The organism is Desulfosporosinus hippei DSM 8344 (assembly GCF_900100785.1).
GTDB classification, from domain to species: domain Bacteria; phylum Bacillota; class Desulfitobacteriia; order Desulfitobacteriales; family Desulfitobacteriaceae; genus Desulfosporosinus; species Desulfosporosinus hippei.
Genome location: NZ_FNCP01000002.1, coordinates 266,665 through 284,408 on the forward strand (window position 1 = coordinate 266,665; position 17,744 = coordinate 284,408).

Genomic DNA, 17,744 nt, shown 5'->3' on the forward strand with positions numbered 1-17,744 from the left:
GGAAAACTATGCTATAATTATAGAATACTGTCGGTGGTGATTACTTAGGAGTTGTTGATATATGAGACAAGGGATCGGCAAATTAAGATTTGCAGATGAAGAAATACAGATGCCCAAAGTTACAAGGAAAATGCTGACCAGAATATTGAGTTACTTTTTGCCTTATTGGAAAAACATGCTGCTTGTAATTAGTATAATTTTTACTAGTTCAATACTAGGTCTTGTGCCCCCAATATTAATCAGAAATATTATTGACATTGCTTTGCCGCAGAAAGATCTGTTTCACTTAAGTTTGTTGATTCTGGTATCCATTGGGGTTACGGTGATTTTAGGACTTTTGCAAGTAGCTCAGTCATATCTCAGTATTTGGATTTCTAAACATATAATCTTAACTATGAAAAATCAAATGTATGGTCATTTGCAGAATATGTCTTTGAATTTCTACACTGCAGCAAGGCCCGGGGAGATTATTACCAGAATAACAAGTGATATAGAGGGAATCCAGGATATTTTTAACTCAACCGTTATCAATGCTATAACCAGTATAGTTGTACTTATCTCGACTGCCGCCGCACTGACATTGATGAATTGGAAGCTGGCAATTGTCGGAATGATTATTCTGCCTACTTTTATCATCCCAACCAGGAAAGTAGGCAAACTTCGCTGGAAGTTAGCTACTAAGAGCCAAGAAAAAATTAGCGATCTTAATCAGATTATTCAAGAGGCTTTCAGTATTAGTGGGGCACTACTCACAAAGCTTTTCACCAAGGAAAAGGATGAATTAGAAAGATTTACAAAAATTAATAATGAGGTTATTAGTCTACAAATAAAAGAGTCCGTTGTAGGACGCTGGTTTAGAATGACAATTACAACTTTTATTGCCGTCGGGCCGATGCTGATTTATTTTTATGGCGGATACTTGTTTATTAAAGGTGAGATATCCATCGGAAGTATTATTGCTTTTGTAGCCTTGCTGGGGAGGCTTTATGCACCTGTTTCCCAACTATCCAATATACACATCGATATCACAAGATCATTAGCCTTATTCCAGAGAATTTTTGAGTATCTAGATCTTGAACAAGAAATTAAAAATAAGCTCGGAGCCTATGAACTGAAGGTGATTAGCGGTAAAGTACAATTTAAGAATGTATATTTTTCCTATAACAGTAAGGTTAAGGTCCTCGAAGATATTAGTTTTTCTGTAAAGCCAGGTACAATGGTAGCCTTAGTTGGTTCAAGTGGAGTTGGGAAAACCACCATTACAAATCTTATTCCAAGGTTATACGATGTGAATAAAGGAAGTATAGAAATTGACGGACATGATATCAGAGATGTCACGTTAGAGTCGCTTAGGAAGCAGATTGGGATAGTGATCCAGGAACCTTACTTATTCAATGATACTATCGAGGAAAATTTAAGGTATGGTAAGAAAGATGCCACCGAAGGAGAAATAGTCGAGGCTTGTAAAGCAGCTTATATTCATGACTTCATTATGACTCTGCCTAATTGCTATAAAACAATCGTCGGAAATAGAGGGGTTAAGTTATCCGGTGGAGAAAAGCAAAGGGTATCTATTGCAAGGGTTATATTAAGAGACCCGAGAATTATCATTCTTGATGAAGCTACATCCTCATTAGATTCAATATCGGAAATGTACATTCAAAAGGCTATGATTCCCTTGCTGAAAGATAGGACAAGCTTTGTCATTGCCCACAGATTATCAACTGTCTTAGCAGCGGATCAGATCTTTGTTATTGAAAATGGGGCTATTGCTGAAAGCGGGAACCATGAAGAATTAATTCGCAAAGAGGGTCTCTATCAACAGATTTATAAGACACAATTCAAAGGGGATAGTTATAACTAACTTCTGCCCAAGTTCGACTCCTTTAGAAGTTAGAAAAGGCTAAACGAGGTGGGTAAAGAAATGATAAATCAACGATTTAATATGGAATTTGAAGTTCACTATCATGAAGTAAATCCAAAGGAGCAGGCCGCACCCTTAGCAATACTGCATTATTTAGAAGATGCTGCAATTTCCCATTCGGAATCAATTGGACAGGGAATAAAACAGTTACAGGCTAAAAAGCAAGCCTGGATTTTAAATCAATGGATTCTTCAGATGAACCGTTATCCGGTTTTAGGTGAAAAGGTTATGATTGAAACATGGTCTTCAGGATTCGAAAGGTTTTATGCAAATAGAGATTTTTTAATAAAGGATAACAATCAAGAAATCCTTGGGAAGGCAACATCCTTGTGGATTTTCTATAATACTGAAAGTAAGCGTCCTTCCAGAATACCCCAGGAGTTTCAAGAAGCTTATGGAATTGATCCAATTCGAGTAATTGAAGACGCTGCAAATCAGTTTCAAATTCATGAAGTAGGTGATCAAGCTCAAGCTGTAGATAATGAACAGATATTTACTGTCCGAAGGAGTGATATCGATACCAATGGTCATGTCAATAATGCAAATTATCTTCAGTGGATGTTAGAGGTTGTTCCTGAAGATGTTTATCAAAATGCTTATCTTGCAGCTATGAAGATCACTTATCGAAAAGCAGCAACCTATGGTTCGAGTATTCGCTCCAAATGCCATGAAGCGGAATCAAAAGCTAATACTCCTATTTATCAGCATGTTATCCTTGAGAATGATGACCTTCAAGAACTTGCTACAGCCCTAACAGTCTGGAAAAGTGTATAATATTGGAGAAGAGGTAAGAAATGCGAAGAAGTGATAAAGAAATAACTGACCAAAATTTGATGGATGAAATCATAAAGAAGGCACAAGTCTGTAGATTAGCTGTATCCTATAAGGACATGCCCTATATTATTCCGATAAACTTCGGTTATCTAGACAAGGTATTGTATTTTCATTCTGCAAATGATGGACTAAAGCTTTCGATTCTACGTGAAAATCCACAGGCTTGTTTTGAAGTTGAGATTGACACCCAAATAGTTCCCAGTGAAAAGGGGTGTGAATGGACTATGCGATATCAAAGTGTCATTGGTTTCGGAGAGGTAGAGTTCATTGATGATATAATCAGTAAGCGAGAAAGTATGAAAATCATTATGGAGCACTATGCAAATGACAAGCCCTTTCCCTCAGATACAATGTTGGAAGGGATCACTCTTTATAAATTAAAGGTAAATACTATGACAGGTAAACAATCAGGATTTTAAAAATTAATTAGATTTTAGCTTTTAATATATTTGAATATATTAAAAAGAAGGAAAATAGGGGATATTTGTCGAAGAAAGACATAATGGCGAGTGCGAATATGCCAAAACAGTTTCCATGGACTGACCATCAATCTAAATCAGAAGAGTGGTATGAATAATGTCAAATGACCAAATCATGGAATTGAAACAAAGAATCGCCCTTTTAGAAGCGACTTTAGCGGATCTTAAATGGGAAAATGAGATTTGGAATCGTCTCTTTCTAGAAGTTAATTGGGGAATGGCAGTTGTCGATGTTAAAAGTGGAAAACTTCTCAAAGTAAATAAAAGTTATGCAGAAATGCATGGATATAGCCCAGCTGAATTAATTGGCAAATCCATGTATGGTTTAGTTTGTGCACCGGGGCGCAAGAATGATCTCTTAGAAGTTGGCCCGAGGATATATAACGATGATCGATACGACTACAATTCGGTGCACGTTAAGAAAGATGGAAGTCATTTTCCGGTGCGAATTAATAATCACGAAGTGAAAGTGAAATCTCGGCGTTTTCGGATTATCTCAACCTGGGATATTACAGATAGTGAGCTAAAACAAAGAGAATTGAGTCAGTATCGTGAAAGCTTAGAGGAATTAGTTAAATTTCGTGCCGATGAATTGGAAAGGATCAATGAGCAACTTCGAAGCGAGATTAGACAGAAGGAAAATGCTGAAAACGAATTAGCCAGAGCAAATCAAGAAATGTTTAATATTTTAGAGAGCATCGGCGATTGTTTTAAAGCAGTAAATCGCGACTGGGTTATAACCTATGCTAATCAGGCTATGGTTAAAGCTCGGGAAACCAATGGCTTTGATGGCAATCTTGTCGGTGCTGATTACTGGGAAGTTCATAAAGAATCCAATCGAAGAATTAACGAAGCTTGTTTAAAAGTTATGAATGATGGGGTTCCGACTAGGTTTGAGACCTATGCTTATACAACAGGAAAATGGACAGAAGTCAGCATTTATCCAACAGCAAGCGGAATCTCAATCTTTCTTCGGAATATTGAGGAAAGACGAAAGATGGAAAAGGCTATCGAGGACGAACATCGCCGTCTTTATTCACTATTTAACAGTTTTCCTGGTTTAATCTATCTTCAAGAAGAAAATCATAAAATACGCTATGCCAACCATAGCTTTCAAGCAAAGTTTGGTTCATGTATTGACAAGCTCTGCTATGAAGTAATAGTAGGGTTGCCGGATCCATGCCATGATTGCATGTCTGCGGTAATTTTAAAGAATCTTACCCCAATGTGGAGAGAAATGGTGTCTGATAGTCGCATATATGAGGTTTATTCTCAACCCTTTATTGATGCTGATGGATCGAGGTTAGTTTTTAAAGTGCTTATTGATGTTACTGACAGAAGGAATGCCGATCGTGAATTGGCACGTTTAGAAAGACTTAATATGGTCGGCGAAATGGCTGCCGGCATTGCTCATGAGGTTAGGAATCCCCTCACGACAGTGCGTGGTTTTTTACAGTTGCTCCAATCTAAAGCAGAAACCTCAGCTTATCACGATTACTTTCAGCTGATGACCGATGAACTAGATCGAGCGAATTTGATCCTAACTGATTTCTTGAGTTTGGCCAGAGATAAGTCGGTGGCATTTGAGCCTATTAATGTCTCCAATATCGTGAGAACCCTGGCTCCTCTTTTGAACTCAGATGCGTTTAATCAAGATAAAACAATAGTCCTTGAATTAGAAGAGGTTCCCGACCTTCTTGGCAATGGGAATGAGCTGAGGCAGCTGATTTTGAACTTGGCCAGGAATGGATTGGAAGCCACTCCGGCAGGCACAACTCTGACCATCAGTTCTTCGGTTCAAGAAAAGTGCATTGTGCTTAAAGTTAGAGATCAGGGTCGTGGAGTTGATCCGGAAATACTTGATAGGCTGGGTACCCCATTCCTAACTACTAAAGAAGGTGGCACCGGATTAGGCCTTGCAATATGCCAAAGTATAGCTGTTCGTCATAAAGCCCTCATTAATTTTGATTCACAGGATACAGGTACAACTGTAATAGTGAAATTCCCAATTAACTATTAAAGCCACCCCAGATGGGGTGGCTTTAATATGTGAGTCAGGAGTCGTTCCTGTCCCTGCATGAACAGGGAAAGCTCATTTAAAATGCTGGAACAATAGAACCTTTGTATTTGTCTTCAATGAACTTTTTGACGTCAGGGGAGGTGAGCGCTTTAGCAAGCTTTTGTAAAGCAGGATCGTCTTTGCGGCTGTCTTTGACAACAAGGATATTTGCATAGGGAGATTCTTTGTCTTCCATAATGATGGAATCATTAAGAGGGTTGAGCCCGCCTTCTAAAGCATAATTTGTATTAATTACTGCTGCAATAATCTTAGGATCTTGGAGTACTCTGGGAAGCTGTGGGGCATCAAGAGGAGTGACTTTCAGCTGTTTTGGGTTGTCTTGAATATCATTGACTGTTCCTTTAATCCCAACTCCGTCTTTTAGTTTGATAATACCTGCTTTGGAAAGTAGAGCAAGAGCGCGGCCACCGTTTGAGGGGTCATTAGGAATGGCAATGGTATCGCCGTTTTTCAGCTCATCAAGTTTGGCTATTTTTTTAGAGTAGACACCCATCGGTTCAATGTGGACGTTGGCAATTGAGACATTCTTTAAGGAATGGTCGGCATTAAAAGAGTCCAGATAAGGAGTGTGTTGGAAGAAGTTTGCGTCGATATCTCCAGAATCTAAATCTAAGTTAGGGCGGACATAATCTGTGTAACTAACGATCTGTAGTTCGACACCTTCTTTGAGCAGTGCGGGCTTGATAAATTCGAGGATTTCAGCATGAGGAATTGGAGTTGCACCAACTTTAAGTATTTTGGCAGTAGGTGTATCAGATCCGGTTTTGGGAGCTTCAGTTTTACTGCCGCAGCCTGAGAGTATAAGTGAAAAGGTGACTAAAACAGTGGCTAAAAGGGTCAAATAGCGGTGGTTCTTAATTCTTGACATTTTTTTCTCCTCCAATTTGTTTGGTTTTTGCCATTGCTTGGGATGACAGAGATCTTGTTGCTTGAATCCGGATAACTTGGGTAGTCTTGAACCTAATGAGTAAGCTTGCGTGCCAGAGTCGTTCCTAGGGATTGTATAATCTGAACAATCACGACGAGAATGATGACCGTGACAATCATGACATCGGTTCGAAAACGGTTGTAGCCATATTGTATGGCCAAGTCCCCTAACCCGCCTCCGCCAACAGTACCGGCCATTGCGGTGTAACCGATGACACTAATCGTCGTGATGGCGACGCCTAGAATCAGTGAAGCCTTCGCTTCAGGAAGAAGAACCTTTTGAATGATTTGTTTAGGAGAGGCCCCCATTGACAGTGCTGCCTCAATCACACCGTAAGGAACTTCTTTGAGAGAGGTTTCCACTACACGTGCGACAAAAGGGGCGGCGGAGATCACAAGTGGAACGATAGCGGCTGTTGTGCCAACAGAAGTTCCGATTATTGAGCGGGTAAAGGGGATTAAAGCTACCAATAGAATAATGAATGGAGCGGAACGGAAAATGTTGATGATGGTTCCTAAAGTGCGCTCTACCCATGGGTTAGGTAAAATATGGCCTGGCGACGAGACGACTAAGATAATGCCTAAAGGTAGTCCAATCAGGTAAGCGAGAACTGTAGAGGCGAAGACCATATAAAGGGTTTCCCCTGTAGCAGGTATAATCAGCTGAAGAAGATCCCCAACTGAACCAGAACCGTGGAGAAGACTTCCTATATCAAAGCTCACGTTTAATCACCTCCACTTTTAAATCTCTGGATGTTAAATAGTGTTGAGCTTCCTTGAGCTGTTCAGGGCTGCCTTGAAGTTCAAGGGTTAATGTGCCAAAAAGTGTGGATCTTAAATGATCGATGCTTCCATAGAGGATGTTAGCTCGAACTTCACAGGTTCTAAGCAAATCAGTGATAATTGGATCAGAAGCACGTGTGCCAAGGAATTGAATGCGAACAATTTCTGAGTCTCGGTGAGTTGCCAGTTCTTTCAATAGGTCGGCTGGAAGGTCATTTGGAAAAACTGTCGAGACAAATTGACGAGCGATGTCCGACTGAGGTTTTATAAAGACAGACTCGACAGGGCCATTTTCCACAATATGAGCTGCGTGAATAACTGCTACATGGGTACAGATTTCCTTGACAACTTTCATTTCGTGAGTAATCATAACGATCGTTAAACCAAGTTTCTGATTAATATCACGAAGCAGGTTCAAGATGGAAAGGGTGGTTTGCGGGTCTAAGGCAGAAGTTGCCTCGTCGCACAAAAGAACTTGTGGCTTTGTGGCGAGAGCTCGAGCAATACCGACTCGTTGTTTTTGACCACCGCTTAACTGCCCGGGGTAAGCTGTTGCTTTTTCTTCCAGACCTACTAGATTAAGAAGCTCTTTAACGCGCATAGAGATCTCTGTTTTGGGAACTCCGGCAATTTCTAAAGGGAAGGCAATGTTTTCCGATACTGTTCGAGATTGAAGGAGATAGAAGTGTTGAAAAATCATACCGATATTTTGGCGCGCTTTCCGAAGTTCTTTGCTTGAAAGAGCGGTCAATTCTTGCCCGGCAACAATGATTTGGCCGCTTGAAGGTTTCTCAAGTAGATTTAAGCAACGGACAAGGGTGCTTTTTCCGGCGCCGCTCAATCCGATTATGCCATAAATCGTTCCGGGTAATATGTTTAAAGATACATCATCAAGAGCCATGACTTGTCCCTGAGGGGACGAGTATTTCTTAACTAGTTGTTTAATCTGAATCACATGTGCACCTCCTCAATCTTGCTGGACGCTTATTCACTGGTATTTATACATAACAAAACTCCGCGAAGAAAACCCGCGGAGTGCCATTCGGTTTTCCTCTTATCTCCCAGATTTCTCTGCAGGAGTTAGCACCGTGCATCTAAGCCGGTTGCCGGGTTTCATCGGGCCAGTCCCTCCACCTACTCTGAATAAGAGTCTTCTATGAGGTTTTATTACATTAGTGTACCATGGAATGTCTATATATTAGCATAGAGAAGATGAGGTTTGCAATAGGTATATTGGAGGAAATTCTTGAAAAGAACTTGACAATATGGCAACGCTTTAATAGATTAAAGGAGAACAGTGATTACTGTTTTACTGAGGAGGGGTATGCCGTGTCAAGTGATGAGCGTTTACAGAATCCCTTAAACGATGCTTTAGTTGAAGCAGTTCTGCTATTAAAAAACAAAGAAGAGTGTTATCGGTTCTTTGAAGATATTGCAACAGTTGCAGAGATTAAAGCCCTGGCCCAACGCCTTGAAGTTGCTAAGATGCTGCAAAAGAACGAGACCTATACTGCAATTACGGAAGTGACGGGAGCAAGTACCGCGACAATAAGCCGGGTAAAACGTTGCTTGAATTTTGGAGCAGACGGATATCAACTTATATTACGACGTTTAAAGGAACAAAGTGAAAAAATAGGTGCAAGTGAAGGAGAATCATAATGCTTAGAACAAATTTAGGTTTGCGTATTCCAAAAGGGATGCGGGATTTGCTTCCTGAAGAAATCTCAGTCCAAGAGGGTTTAGAGGAAAGAAGTCTAGAGCTATTTAAGCAATGGTCGTATCAAAAGGTCTTAACCCCTACCCTAGAGTATTCTGCTTGTGTTCAACCAGATGTTGAACAAGAGGATTCATTATATAAATTCTTTGACCGCGAAGGGCATATACTGACTCTTCGACCAGAGCTAACGATACCTATTGCGCGACTTGTAAGCACACGCATGCGTGGCGGCGAATTTCCATTACGCTTATGTTATGGTGCAGATGTTTATCGGAACTCTAACGTCAGACACAGGGAATTTCGACAAGTAGGAGTTGAACTTGTGGGGTCTGACCAAGAGCTTGCCGATGCAGAAGTGATTGCTCTGGCAGTTGAGGCGATGGCTGGCTTAGGTCTGAAAAATTACCAGTTTAACCTGGGACATATGGGTATCTTTGCTGGACTTATGCTGGAAACGGGAATTGAGAAAGAGCTGCAGGCTAAGCTGGAAGAGGTGTTGGCTCGTAAAGATATGGTTGGTGTGGAAAGCTGTGTGAGACAAAGTGGTTTACCGGAACGTGTTCAGGAGCTATTACTTCGCCTGCCCCATTTTCGTGGAGGGGAGGAGATTCTCGATGAAGTCCTGGGTTGGAGTGAGCAACCAGCAATTCAGCACGCTGTAGAAAGCTTAAGAAAGATCTACCAATATTTGGATGATTTTGGTGTTCAAGCAAATGTATCCTTAGATTTAGGTATTTTACGAGGCTTCTCATATTACACCGGAGCCGTTTTTGAAGGGTATGTACCGGGAATAGGTTTTCCTGTGGTAGAAGGGGGACGTTACGATGATTTATACGCTGACTTTGGCGTTCCACAACCGGCAACCGGTTTTGCTATACACCTCGGTAATTTGTTAGAACAATTTCCAATTCCGGTGGTAGAGGGAGCAGATATATTAGTTTATGGATCTGATGCTAAGGAAATTATTCGTCGGTGCCGGGAACTAAGAGCTCAGGGCAAACGAGTGGAGATGGCTCTGGGAGTCTTGGGGGAGGAGAAGGCAAAGTCGATGGCTCTCCAAAAGAGTATTAAGGAAATTTCGTGCGTTTAATATGGGTGTGAACGGGCAATTTACTCCGTACTTTCTTAGACGATAGAAGAATAGTCCCTGTCTAGAGAATACTATTAGGCAGGAATGATATATAATAGTTTGTAATAGGAATACACTAGAAAATGGGGTGTAACAGTGCGAAAACTTGCAGTCCTTACAGGTGGAGGAGACTGCCCCGGACTTAATGCGGTGATTCGGGCAATTGCTAAAAGCGCTCAGGGATATGGAGTAGAAGTATTAGGAATTAGGGATGGTTTTCGAGGTGCTGTAGAGGGGGATTTTATGCCTCTTGGGTTGAAGGATGTTTCAGGGATTTTGCCTAGAGGAGGTACGATTCTGGGTACTACGAATAGAGACAATCCTTTTGCTTATCAAACCAAACTAAATGGAGTCAATCAAGCTGTAGATCGTTCAGATGATGTGATTCGTAATTTTCAGAAACAAGAGATTGATGCCTTGTTAGCCATCGGCGGGGATGGGAGTTTGAATATCGCTTTGAAATTTGTGCATAAGGGCCTTAAAGTGATCGGAATTCCTAAGACCATTGACAACGATTTAATGGCTACAGATCAAACCTTTGGCTTTCAAACAGCAGTGGATACAGCCCAAGAAGCTTTAGATCGGTTACATACCACTGCGGAATCCCATCATAGGGTCATGGTACTTGAAGTCATGGGTCGTTACGCAGGTTGGATCGCCTTGTATGCCGGGGTCGCGGGAGGTGCAGATGTCATCCTCATTCCGGAGATTCCCTATAACCTTAACCGAGTTGCCTTAAGTATTCAACAAAGGGCTAAGCAAGGTAAAAAATTTAGTATTATCGTCGTAGCGGAAGGTGTTAAGCCATTGGGGGGCGAAATGGTACTCGAACGCCTGATGGAGGGACGAGTTGACCCCATAAAATTGGGAGGGATTGGCGCCAAAATAGGCCATGATCTTGAAGAGCATTATGGAATGGAAACCCGGGTGACGGTTCTTGGACATCTCCAACGAGGAGGGTCCCCTAATGCCTATGACAGAGTTCTTTCAACTCGCTATGGTGCGGCGGCGGTTGACGCCGCCCTGGAAGGGAAATTTGGAATTATGGTTGCGCTTCAAGGAAGAGAGATTGTGCAGGTTCCCCTTCAGGAGGCTGTCAACCAAATTAAACTTGTCCCACTTAATGATCCATTATTGCTGGCGGCACGCACTCTTGGAATGGAAATGGGAGATTAATCTTTTCGAAGAGGGGAGAATAAAGCATGAGTGATAAACTATCTTTAGATCAGCTTGAAGGGTTCATTGATGAAACCTGCGACTTTTTAAGAGGGGATAAGGATGCTGAGGAATTCAAAGAATATGTACTGGCAATTCTTTTTTTGAAGCGCTTAAATGATCGATTTAATTTGGACCGAGAAATAAGGCGTGAAAAACTTGTGCTAAAAGGATTGTCAGAGAGTCAAATAGGTGAAGATTTAGAGCAACGAGAATCCTATCGTTTGTTTGTACCGACTATGGCGCGTTGGGATGTAGTAAAACAAGAAAAGCAGGACTTAGGTTCGTATTTAATGAAAACTTTTGCAGAGATAGATGATAAGAATCGAGGCTGCCTGGGTCTCTTGAACACTATTGATTTTATGAAGACCACAGAAACAGGCGAAAGATACATTACTAATGAGATTCTAGCTGAACTAATGAGGCGTTTTGAGGAAATTAACTTGGCGGATGATCACTTGGCTTTCTGAATTATTCAGTAAAAATGTAAATTGTCCAGAGGACAGGGGCGGCTGTTTTTACGAACAGAGCCTCTGTCCTTGTGTTTTCATAATTGATTACAAAGATATCTGAGGATTTAAACTTTTATTATTTGTACCAAAGGGGTTGCCAGAGCAAAGAGAGATTGATATAATTAATATATTAACACTTTAACTAACTAAAGCGTTAAAATAATGCATTGGTTCTTATGCTACTGGATTTTGAGAGGGGATACCTTGGTGGATAAAGATTTTTTAACGATCGCTTTACCAAAAGGAAAGTTGTTAATTGATTCGACTCAATTGTTGAGTAAAGTTGGGATAGAGTGTAGTCATGTTAACGAGGATTCACGAAAGCTCTTCTATGATTTGCCAGACAATAAAGTTAAGATAATAATCTGCCGGCCAACAGATATTCCTACTTATGTTGAATATGGGGCTGCAGACCTTGGATTCGTGGGCAAGGATACTTTACTTGAGGAAAACAAGGACGTAGCGGAATTATTAGACCTAAGATTTGGTTACTGTCGTTTTGTAGTCGCAATGTTGGAGACAAGTGTCCCTCCAAAACTCCCCAGCGGAGAGTATGATTTAAGTCTATTGAATCATCAAAGGGTAGCTACAAAGTTTCCTCGGGTAACAGAGTCATTTTTTAGTAGTATTGGTATGCAGGTAACTCCAATTAAACTGCATGGCAATATGGAACTAGCGCCCTGTGTTGATTTGTCAGAAATGATTGTTGATATCGTTTCCACAGGAAAAACTCTGCGGGAAAACCACTTGGTTGAAGTGGCTCCGATTCTTGAAGCAACTACTCGCTTAATTGCTAATCGTGTGGCCTATCGAATGAAATACGAGCGAATTAGAGATTTAGTAGCAGCTTTAAGGGGATGTCTGCAAGCTGAAGTTTCGGCAAAATAGGGCCCTGGTTCATTGATTAAGGGAGGTATGAATATTTAATGAAGATTGAGAATCTAAATGAACTTGATTTAAACCGACTTACCCGAAAATCCTATGGAGATGATGAAACACTTGAGCAACGTGTTGCAGAAATAATCAAGCTGGTTCAGAAGGATGGGGAAGAGGCAATCTATAAACTGACCGAGGAATTTGATCATGTGAACTTGCGGCAGCGTGGTTTGCGGGTCACAGCTGAGGAGATTCAAGAGGCCTATAAAGACGTGAGTGAGGATTTTTTACGGGCCCTTCGTACTGCCAAGACAAATATTCTGAGCTATCATGAAAAGCAAAAAAGAACCTCCTGGCTGGAGCCGAATTCAGATGGAAGCGTGCTTGGTCAACTCTTACTCCCGCTCAAGCGAGTGGGTATTTATGTTCCCGGAGGTACAGCTTCCTACCCATCGTCAGTTTTGATGAATGCACTGCCAGCTGTTGTAGCCGGAGTTGAAGAAATCGTAATGGTAAGTCCTCCAAGGACGGACGGAACTCTTCTGCCGGAGGTCTTAGTCGCTGCGGCGGAAGCAGGGGTGACTGAAGTATACAAAGTCGGTGGAGCTCAAGGGATTGCTGCTTTAGCCTATGGTACTGAGACTATCTTTCCGGTGGATAAAATAACAGGACCAGGGAATATTTACGTGACTTTGGCCAAAAAGCAAGTTTTCGGAACAGTGGATATTGACATGCTGGCGGGGCCAAGCGAAATTTTAATCCTAGTGGATGAGACCGGACGTCCGGAAGAATTAGCGGCAGATTTACTCTCTCAGGCGGAACACGATAGGCTCGCCTCAGCAATTTTAGTTTCATCCAGTCAAGAAATACTGGAAAAAACTATCGCTGCTGTGGAGAGGCAGCTTGAAGAATTACCTCGTGCAGAGATTGCCCGAGCGTCCTGGGAGGCATATGGTGCTGCGGTTCTGGTCTCCAATCTCCAAGAGGGGATGGATTTGGCCAATAAAATTGCGCCAGAGCATTTTGAACTCGTAGTAGAGGAGCCATTTTCTTGGTTAGGGCAAGTCCGTAATGTCGGTGCCGTCTTTCTGGGGAGGTATTCTCCGGAACCCGTTGGAGATTACTTTGCAGGCCCAAACCATGTCCTGCCAACGGGAGGTTCCGCGCGCTTTTATTCTCCATTAAATGTGGATATGTTTATGAAGAAAGTAAGTGTCATTGGATATTCTGAAGCGGCCTTAAAGAGAGACGCTCAGCAGATCGCCTTACTCGCTCGCAGCGAAGGCCTGGAAGCCCATGCTCGTGCCGTAGAAGCTAGGTTTAAAGACTAAGAACCGAAGGAGATGTGTTCAATGGAATCCCGGTTAAACAACCTTGATATATATGTTCGGCCAGCAGTCCGAGAGCTCGTTCCCTATGAAACGAAATATCTACCGGAGTGTATAAAGCTAGATGCGAATGAAAACCCATTTCCGTGGCCAGCCAAAATGAGGGAAGCACTGCTCTCTGAGAAATTTGCTTTTAACCGTTATCCGGATGGAATGGGTCAGGAGCTTAAGACGCATATTGCTCAGTATACGTCAACCGCTCCGGAAAGTGTAATGATTGGCAATGGCTCGGATGAGTTAATTCAAATGATACTACTTACATTTGGTGGCGCAGACAAATCTTTGATTATCCATCCTCCGACCTTTGGCATGTATCAAATATATGCTCGCTTAACAGAGACCGCTGTTGTGCCTGTGCCTTTGTTAAACGGCCTTGATTTAGATGCTGAGCAAATGTTAAAAGCAGCAGAGGCTCCGGGTGCTCAAGTTATCATTGTTTGCAATCCTAATAACCCAACAGGCTCGCTTTTTCCGAGGGAAGATATTCTCAGACTGGTCAAAGAAAGCGGTAAAATTGTCGTGGTCGATGAGGCTTACGCAGAGTTTTCAGAGCAAACTCTGATTCCAGAGATTGAAAACTATCCTAACTTAGTGATCATGCGGACATTTTCGAAGGCCTTTGGAATGGCAGGTCTGCGTCTAGGATATTTACTTGGGCAACCTAAAACCATTGCTTTAATTGAGAAAGTGAGACCGCCGTTTAATGTCAATTTGTTCAGCCAGAGAGCGGGTATTTTAGCGCTGGATTATTTAAGGGAATATAAACTTCAAATTCAACTGATTAAGGAAGAAACTAAAAAATTGTATGAAGCTTTGGATCAGCTTACTGGCTTAACTGTGTATCCTACCCAGGCGAATTTTATTCTTTTTAAACCTGCAGATCCGGATAGATGGGCAACAGATTTGCTGAAAAGAGGTTTTCTGATTCGAAACATGGGTTCCCTCCCTATTCTAGGTAAGTGTCTGCGGATCAGTGCAGGGCTGCCGGAGGAGAATGAGAGGTTTATACGAGTAATTCGGGAGATTAACGAGGGACTAAAGTAGATTATTATGTGCGAAGATTGACGTAGCAGAAAGGAGAGAAAAATGCGAGAAGCTTGTGTTGAACGTAAAACTAAGGAAACAGAAATCCTTGTACGGCTGAATTTAGATGGGACTGGAGAGTCCCATATTAAGACAGGGATTGGGTTTTTCGATCATATGCTGACGGCGTTTGCCAGATTTGCCTATTTAGATTTAAGCATAGAAGCCAAGGGTGATTTAGAGGTGGATGCTCACCATACCATCGAAGATTGCGGGATCGTAATGGGGCAAGCACTTAGAGAGGCCTGCGGCGAAAAAGTGGGGATTGAACGCCTTGGTGAAGCTCTCCTTCCTATGGATGAAGCCCTCGTTCAAGTGGCCTTAGATCTTTCCAATCGACCTTTCTTGGTTTGGGATGTGGATTGTTCCGATGGCATGGTAGGAGAGTTTCCCGTCGAGATGGCTGAAGAGTTTTTCAGAGCACTAGCGGTACATAGCGGCCTTACACTCCATGTCATTAAACTATCAGGGAAAAACCGGCATCATATTCTTGAGGCAGCTTTTAAAGGTGTGGGGAGAGCACTGGGACTAGCTCTGCGTCAGAACAATAGATATAGCGGAATCCTTTCAACCAAAGGAGTTTTATAGATGATTGGAATTGTGGATTATGGTCGAGGCAACTTAAGGAGCGTTGAAAAGGCTTTGGAGAAAGTTGGCTTCGAAGCAGTTATTATGGCTTCGCCAAACGAGCTAAGCAAAGTAAAAGGACTTATCCTGCCGGGAGTAGGGGCCTTTGCCGATGCCATGGAGGCCTTAAAAGTCGGAGGGTGGATTGAGCCATTAATCGAGTTCGCCCGCTCTGGGCGCCCTTTCTTAGGAATCTGTTTAGGGATGCAGATTCTGTTTGAGGTTGGGGAGGAGCATGGGGAGTACGCAGGACTTGGACTTTTAGCTGGCCGAGTGGTAAGATTTCCAGCGGGAAGGAAAGTTCCTCACATGGGCTGGAATAGTTTAGAGCTGGAACAATCCTCCCGATTACTAGAAGGGATTCCCAATGAATCCTACTTTTATTTTGTACATTCCTACTATGCAGAGCCTGCCGATCAGGGGGATATTATTGCCACAAGTGATTATGGGGTTATTTTTCCCGCCGTTGTAGGTAAGGCCAATGTCTGGGGAGCGCAATTCCATCCGGAAAAATCAAGTCCTTGGGGACTTCAGCTCCTTACGAATTTTGGAAAGTGGGTGAATGAAGATGATACTCTTTCCAGCCATTGATTTGAAAGAGGGAAAAGCGGTGCGCCTCTTACAAGGGAGGATGGAAGATTCAACGGTTTATGCAGATAACCCTGTGGATGTCGCTAAGGAATTTGAACGTCAAGGTGCCGAGTATTTACATATGGTGGATTTGAATGGTGCCTTTTCCGGAAAGCCAATGAATGACGAAACCATAAGGAACATTGTCAGAAGTGTTTCTATGAGAATACAGGTAGGCGGTGGAATCCGCACCATGGAGCGGATCACAGAACTGTTAGAGCTGGGTGTTGAGCGGGTTATTCTTGGGACCATTGCTGTCAAAAATCCGGAGTTGGTGGCGGAAGCAGCAAATCGCTATGGAAAAAGAGTCATTGTAGGGATCGATGCTAAAGATGGTTTAGTCGCGGTTCAAGGCTGGGCTGAAACAACCGAAATGCGAGCTGTCGATTTAGGAAAGGCTATGAAAGCAGTGGGAATTCAGAGTGTCGTTTTTACGGATATCTCACGAGACGGAATGCTCCAGGGTCCGAATATTGAGAGTACAGTACAAATGGCCATGGAGACTGGATTATCCGTGATTGCCTCCGGTGGAATTTCTACGTTAGCCGATCTGAGCAACTTACAGGCCCAGGTGCTCAAGGGAGTTTCCATCGAGGGGGCCATTACTGGAAAAGCTCTCTACAGTGGGGCTTTTACCTTAAAGGAAGCTTTAGCGGCTGCCGCCGGAAAAGCTAATGATGAGAAGATTAAAGATATAGCACAAACAATTGTTGCTAAAGATAGCTAAGGAGGGGAATGGCATGTTAAGTAAGCGTATCATTCCCTGTTTAGATGTCCATGACGGGCGTGTAGTCAAGGGAACGAATTTTGTACAATTGCGTGACGCAGGAGATCCCGTAGAACTCGCAGCTTTGTATGATCGAGAAGGTGCCGATGAGCTGATATTTTTGGATATAACCGCTTCTTCAGATAATCGAGAAACCATGGTAGATGTAGTACGTCGTACCGCCGAGGAAGTTTTTATACCCTTTACCATCGGAGGAGGCTTGCGTACTATTGAGGATATTCGCCGCATGCTCAGGGCAGGAGCAGATAAAATAGCTTTAAACACATCTGCAGTAAAAACTCCCAGACTCATTCAGGAAGGTGCTCATGCCTTCGGAAGTCAGTGTATTGTTGTAGCTATTGACGCACGAAAAACAGCACAGGGTCAATGGGAGGTGTACATACACGGAGGTAGAACAGCGACAGGTAAGGATGTTTTAGAGTGGGCTGCTGAGGTAGAAGCTCTAGGGGCGGGGGAAATCCTTTTAACCTCCATGGATCGTGACGGGACTAAGATTGGTTACGAATTAGAATTAACTCGTGCTGTTAGCAGAGCTGTATCCCTGCCCGTTATTGCCAGCGGCGGGGTTGGAACCTTAGAACATTTAGCAGAAGGCTTGACTTTAGGGGAAGCCGACGCAGTCTTAGCCGCTTCTATCTTCCATTATAAGGAGTACAGTATTCAGGAGGTTAAACGGTTTTTGGCGGAACGGGGAATCCTTGTTCGTGGCCTTGCCTGACATGGAACTCGATTTTCGAAAACTTGTGTAATTTA

Annotated in this window: 18 protein-coding genes and 1 riboswitch; of the genes, 15 read left to right on the forward strand and 3 right to left on the reverse strand. The window is 42.5% G+C overall.

Annotation, left to right across the window (positions count from 1 at the left end):
• Positions 1–61: 61 nt before the first annotated feature.
• The 4 genes from BLS16_RS03165 to BLS16_RS03180 all read left to right on the forward strand — a co-directional run bounded on the left by BLS16_RS03165 (position 62) and on the right by BLS16_RS03180 (position 5,257).
• Positions 62–1,864 carry an ABC transporter ATP-binding protein gene (locus tag BLS16_RS03165; protein WP_092329764.1) on the forward strand — a complete coding sequence of 601 codons (1,803 nt, stop codon included), beginning with the start codon at positions 62–64 and terminating at the stop codon, positions 1,862–1,864.
• A 60-nt stretch (positions 1,865–1,924) separates the two neighbouring features.
• Entirely contained in the window at positions 1,925–2,698 is a 774-nt protein-coding gene (locus BLS16_RS03170; protein ID WP_092329766.1) for an acyl-[acyl-carrier-protein] thioesterase, read from the forward strand.
• A 20-nt stretch (positions 2,699–2,718) separates the two neighbouring features.
• Positions 2,719–3,177, forward strand: a complete 459-nt coding sequence (locus BLS16_RS03175) for a pyridoxamine 5'-phosphate oxidase family protein (RefSeq protein WP_092329768.1) — start codon at positions 2,719–2,721, stop codon at positions 3,175–3,177.
• Between the two features lie 157 nt (positions 3,178–3,334).
• The gene (locus BLS16_RS03180) at positions 3,335–5,257 is read left to right on the forward strand and encodes a PAS domain S-box protein (protein ID WP_092329770.1); all 1,923 of its coding nucleotides are present in this window, start codon (positions 3,335–3,337) and stop codon (positions 5,255–5,257) included.
• 76 nt (positions 5,258–5,333) lie between these two features.
• On the opposite strand, the gene BLS16_RS03185 is transcribed toward BLS16_RS03180, so the two are convergent.
• The 3 genes from BLS16_RS03185 to BLS16_RS03195 form a co-directional block, all read right to left on the reverse strand.
• Entirely contained in the window at positions 5,334–6,185 is an 852-nt protein-coding gene (locus BLS16_RS03185; protein WP_092329773.1) for a MetQ/NlpA family ABC transporter substrate-binding protein, read from the reverse strand.
• Positions 6,186–6,277: 92 nt separating this feature from the next.
• On the reverse strand, positions 6,278–6,967 hold the full coding sequence (locus BLS16_RS03190) for a methionine ABC transporter permease (protein ID WP_176786050.1): 690 nt from the start codon (positions 6,965–6,967) through the stop codon (positions 6,278–6,280).
• Entirely contained in the window at positions 6,957–7,982 is a 1,026-nt protein-coding gene (locus BLS16_RS03195) for a methionine ABC transporter ATP-binding protein (RefSeq protein WP_092329776.1), read from the reverse strand. Before BLS16_RS03195 ends, BLS16_RS03190 begins: the two co-directional genes overlap by 11 nt.
• Positions 7,983–8,078: 96 nt before the next feature.
• Positions 8,079–8,177, reverse strand: a riboswitch (SAM riboswitch).
• A gap of 179 nt (positions 8,178–8,356) precedes the next feature.
• On the opposite strand from BLS16_RS03195, the gene BLS16_RS03200 reads away from it, so the two are divergent.
• From BLS16_RS03200 to hisF, 11 genes are all read left to right on the forward strand, one after another.
• Positions 8,357–8,686, forward strand: coding sequence for a YerC/YecD family TrpR-related protein (locus tag BLS16_RS03200; RefSeq protein WP_034600492.1), 330 nt, complete (start codon positions 8,357–8,359; stop codon positions 8,684–8,686).
• The gene (hisZ, locus tag BLS16_RS03205) at positions 8,686–9,834 is read left to right on the forward strand and encodes an ATP phosphoribosyltransferase regulatory subunit (protein WP_092329779.1); all 1,149 of its coding nucleotides are present in this window, start codon (positions 8,686–8,688) and stop codon (positions 9,832–9,834) included. The genes BLS16_RS03200 and hisZ overlap by 1 nt, the downstream gene beginning before the upstream one ends.
• Before the next feature lie 135 nt (positions 9,835–9,969).
• A complete protein-coding gene (locus BLS16_RS03210; RefSeq protein WP_092329782.1) occupies positions 9,970–11,049 on the forward strand; it encodes a 6-phosphofructokinase in 1,080 nt (359 codons plus the stop codon).
• A gap of 26 nt (positions 11,050–11,075) precedes the next feature.
• Entirely contained in the window at positions 11,076–11,558 is a 483-nt protein-coding gene (locus tag BLS16_RS03215) for a type I restriction-modification system subunit M N-terminal domain-containing protein (RefSeq protein WP_092329784.1), read from the forward strand.
• Between the two features lie 249 nt (positions 11,559–11,807).
• Positions 11,808–12,488, forward strand: coding sequence for an ATP phosphoribosyltransferase (gene hisG / locus BLS16_RS03220; RefSeq protein WP_092329786.1), 681 nt, complete (start codon positions 11,808–11,810; stop codon positions 12,486–12,488).
• 38 nt (positions 12,489–12,526) lie between these two features.
• The gene (gene hisD / locus BLS16_RS03225) at positions 12,527–13,807 is read left to right on the forward strand and encodes a histidinol dehydrogenase (RefSeq protein WP_092329787.1); all 1,281 of its coding nucleotides are present in this window, start codon (positions 12,527–12,529) and stop codon (positions 13,805–13,807) included.
• A 21-nt stretch (positions 13,808–13,828) separates the two neighbouring features.
• Entirely contained in the window at positions 13,829–14,908 is a 1,080-nt protein-coding gene (hisC, locus tag BLS16_RS03230; protein ID WP_092329789.1) for a histidinol-phosphate transaminase, read from the forward strand.
• Between the two features lie 42 nt (positions 14,909–14,950).
• Positions 14,951–15,535, forward strand: coding sequence for an imidazoleglycerol-phosphate dehydratase HisB (gene hisB / locus BLS16_RS03235; protein ID WP_092329790.1), 585 nt, complete (start codon positions 14,951–14,953; stop codon positions 15,533–15,535).
• Positions 15,536–16,165 carry an imidazole glycerol phosphate synthase subunit HisH gene (gene hisH, locus BLS16_RS03240; RefSeq protein ID WP_092329793.1) on the forward strand — a complete coding sequence of 210 codons (630 nt, stop codon included), beginning with the start codon at positions 15,536–15,538 and terminating at the stop codon, positions 16,163–16,165.
• Complete coding sequence (gene hisA, locus BLS16_RS03245) at positions 16,143–16,931, forward strand: 1-(5-phosphoribosyl)-5-[(5-phosphoribosylamino)methylideneamino]imidazole-4-carboxamide isomerase (protein ID WP_092329796.1); 789 nt, start codon at positions 16,143–16,145, stop codon at positions 16,929–16,931. Before hisH ends, hisA begins: the two co-directional genes overlap by 23 nt.
• Before the next feature lie 13 nt (positions 16,932–16,944).
• Positions 16,945–17,709, forward strand: coding sequence for an imidazole glycerol phosphate synthase subunit HisF (hisF, locus tag BLS16_RS03250; protein ID WP_092329798.1), 765 nt, complete (start codon positions 16,945–16,947; stop codon positions 17,707–17,709).
• Positions 17,710–17,744: the final 35 nt, after the last annotated feature.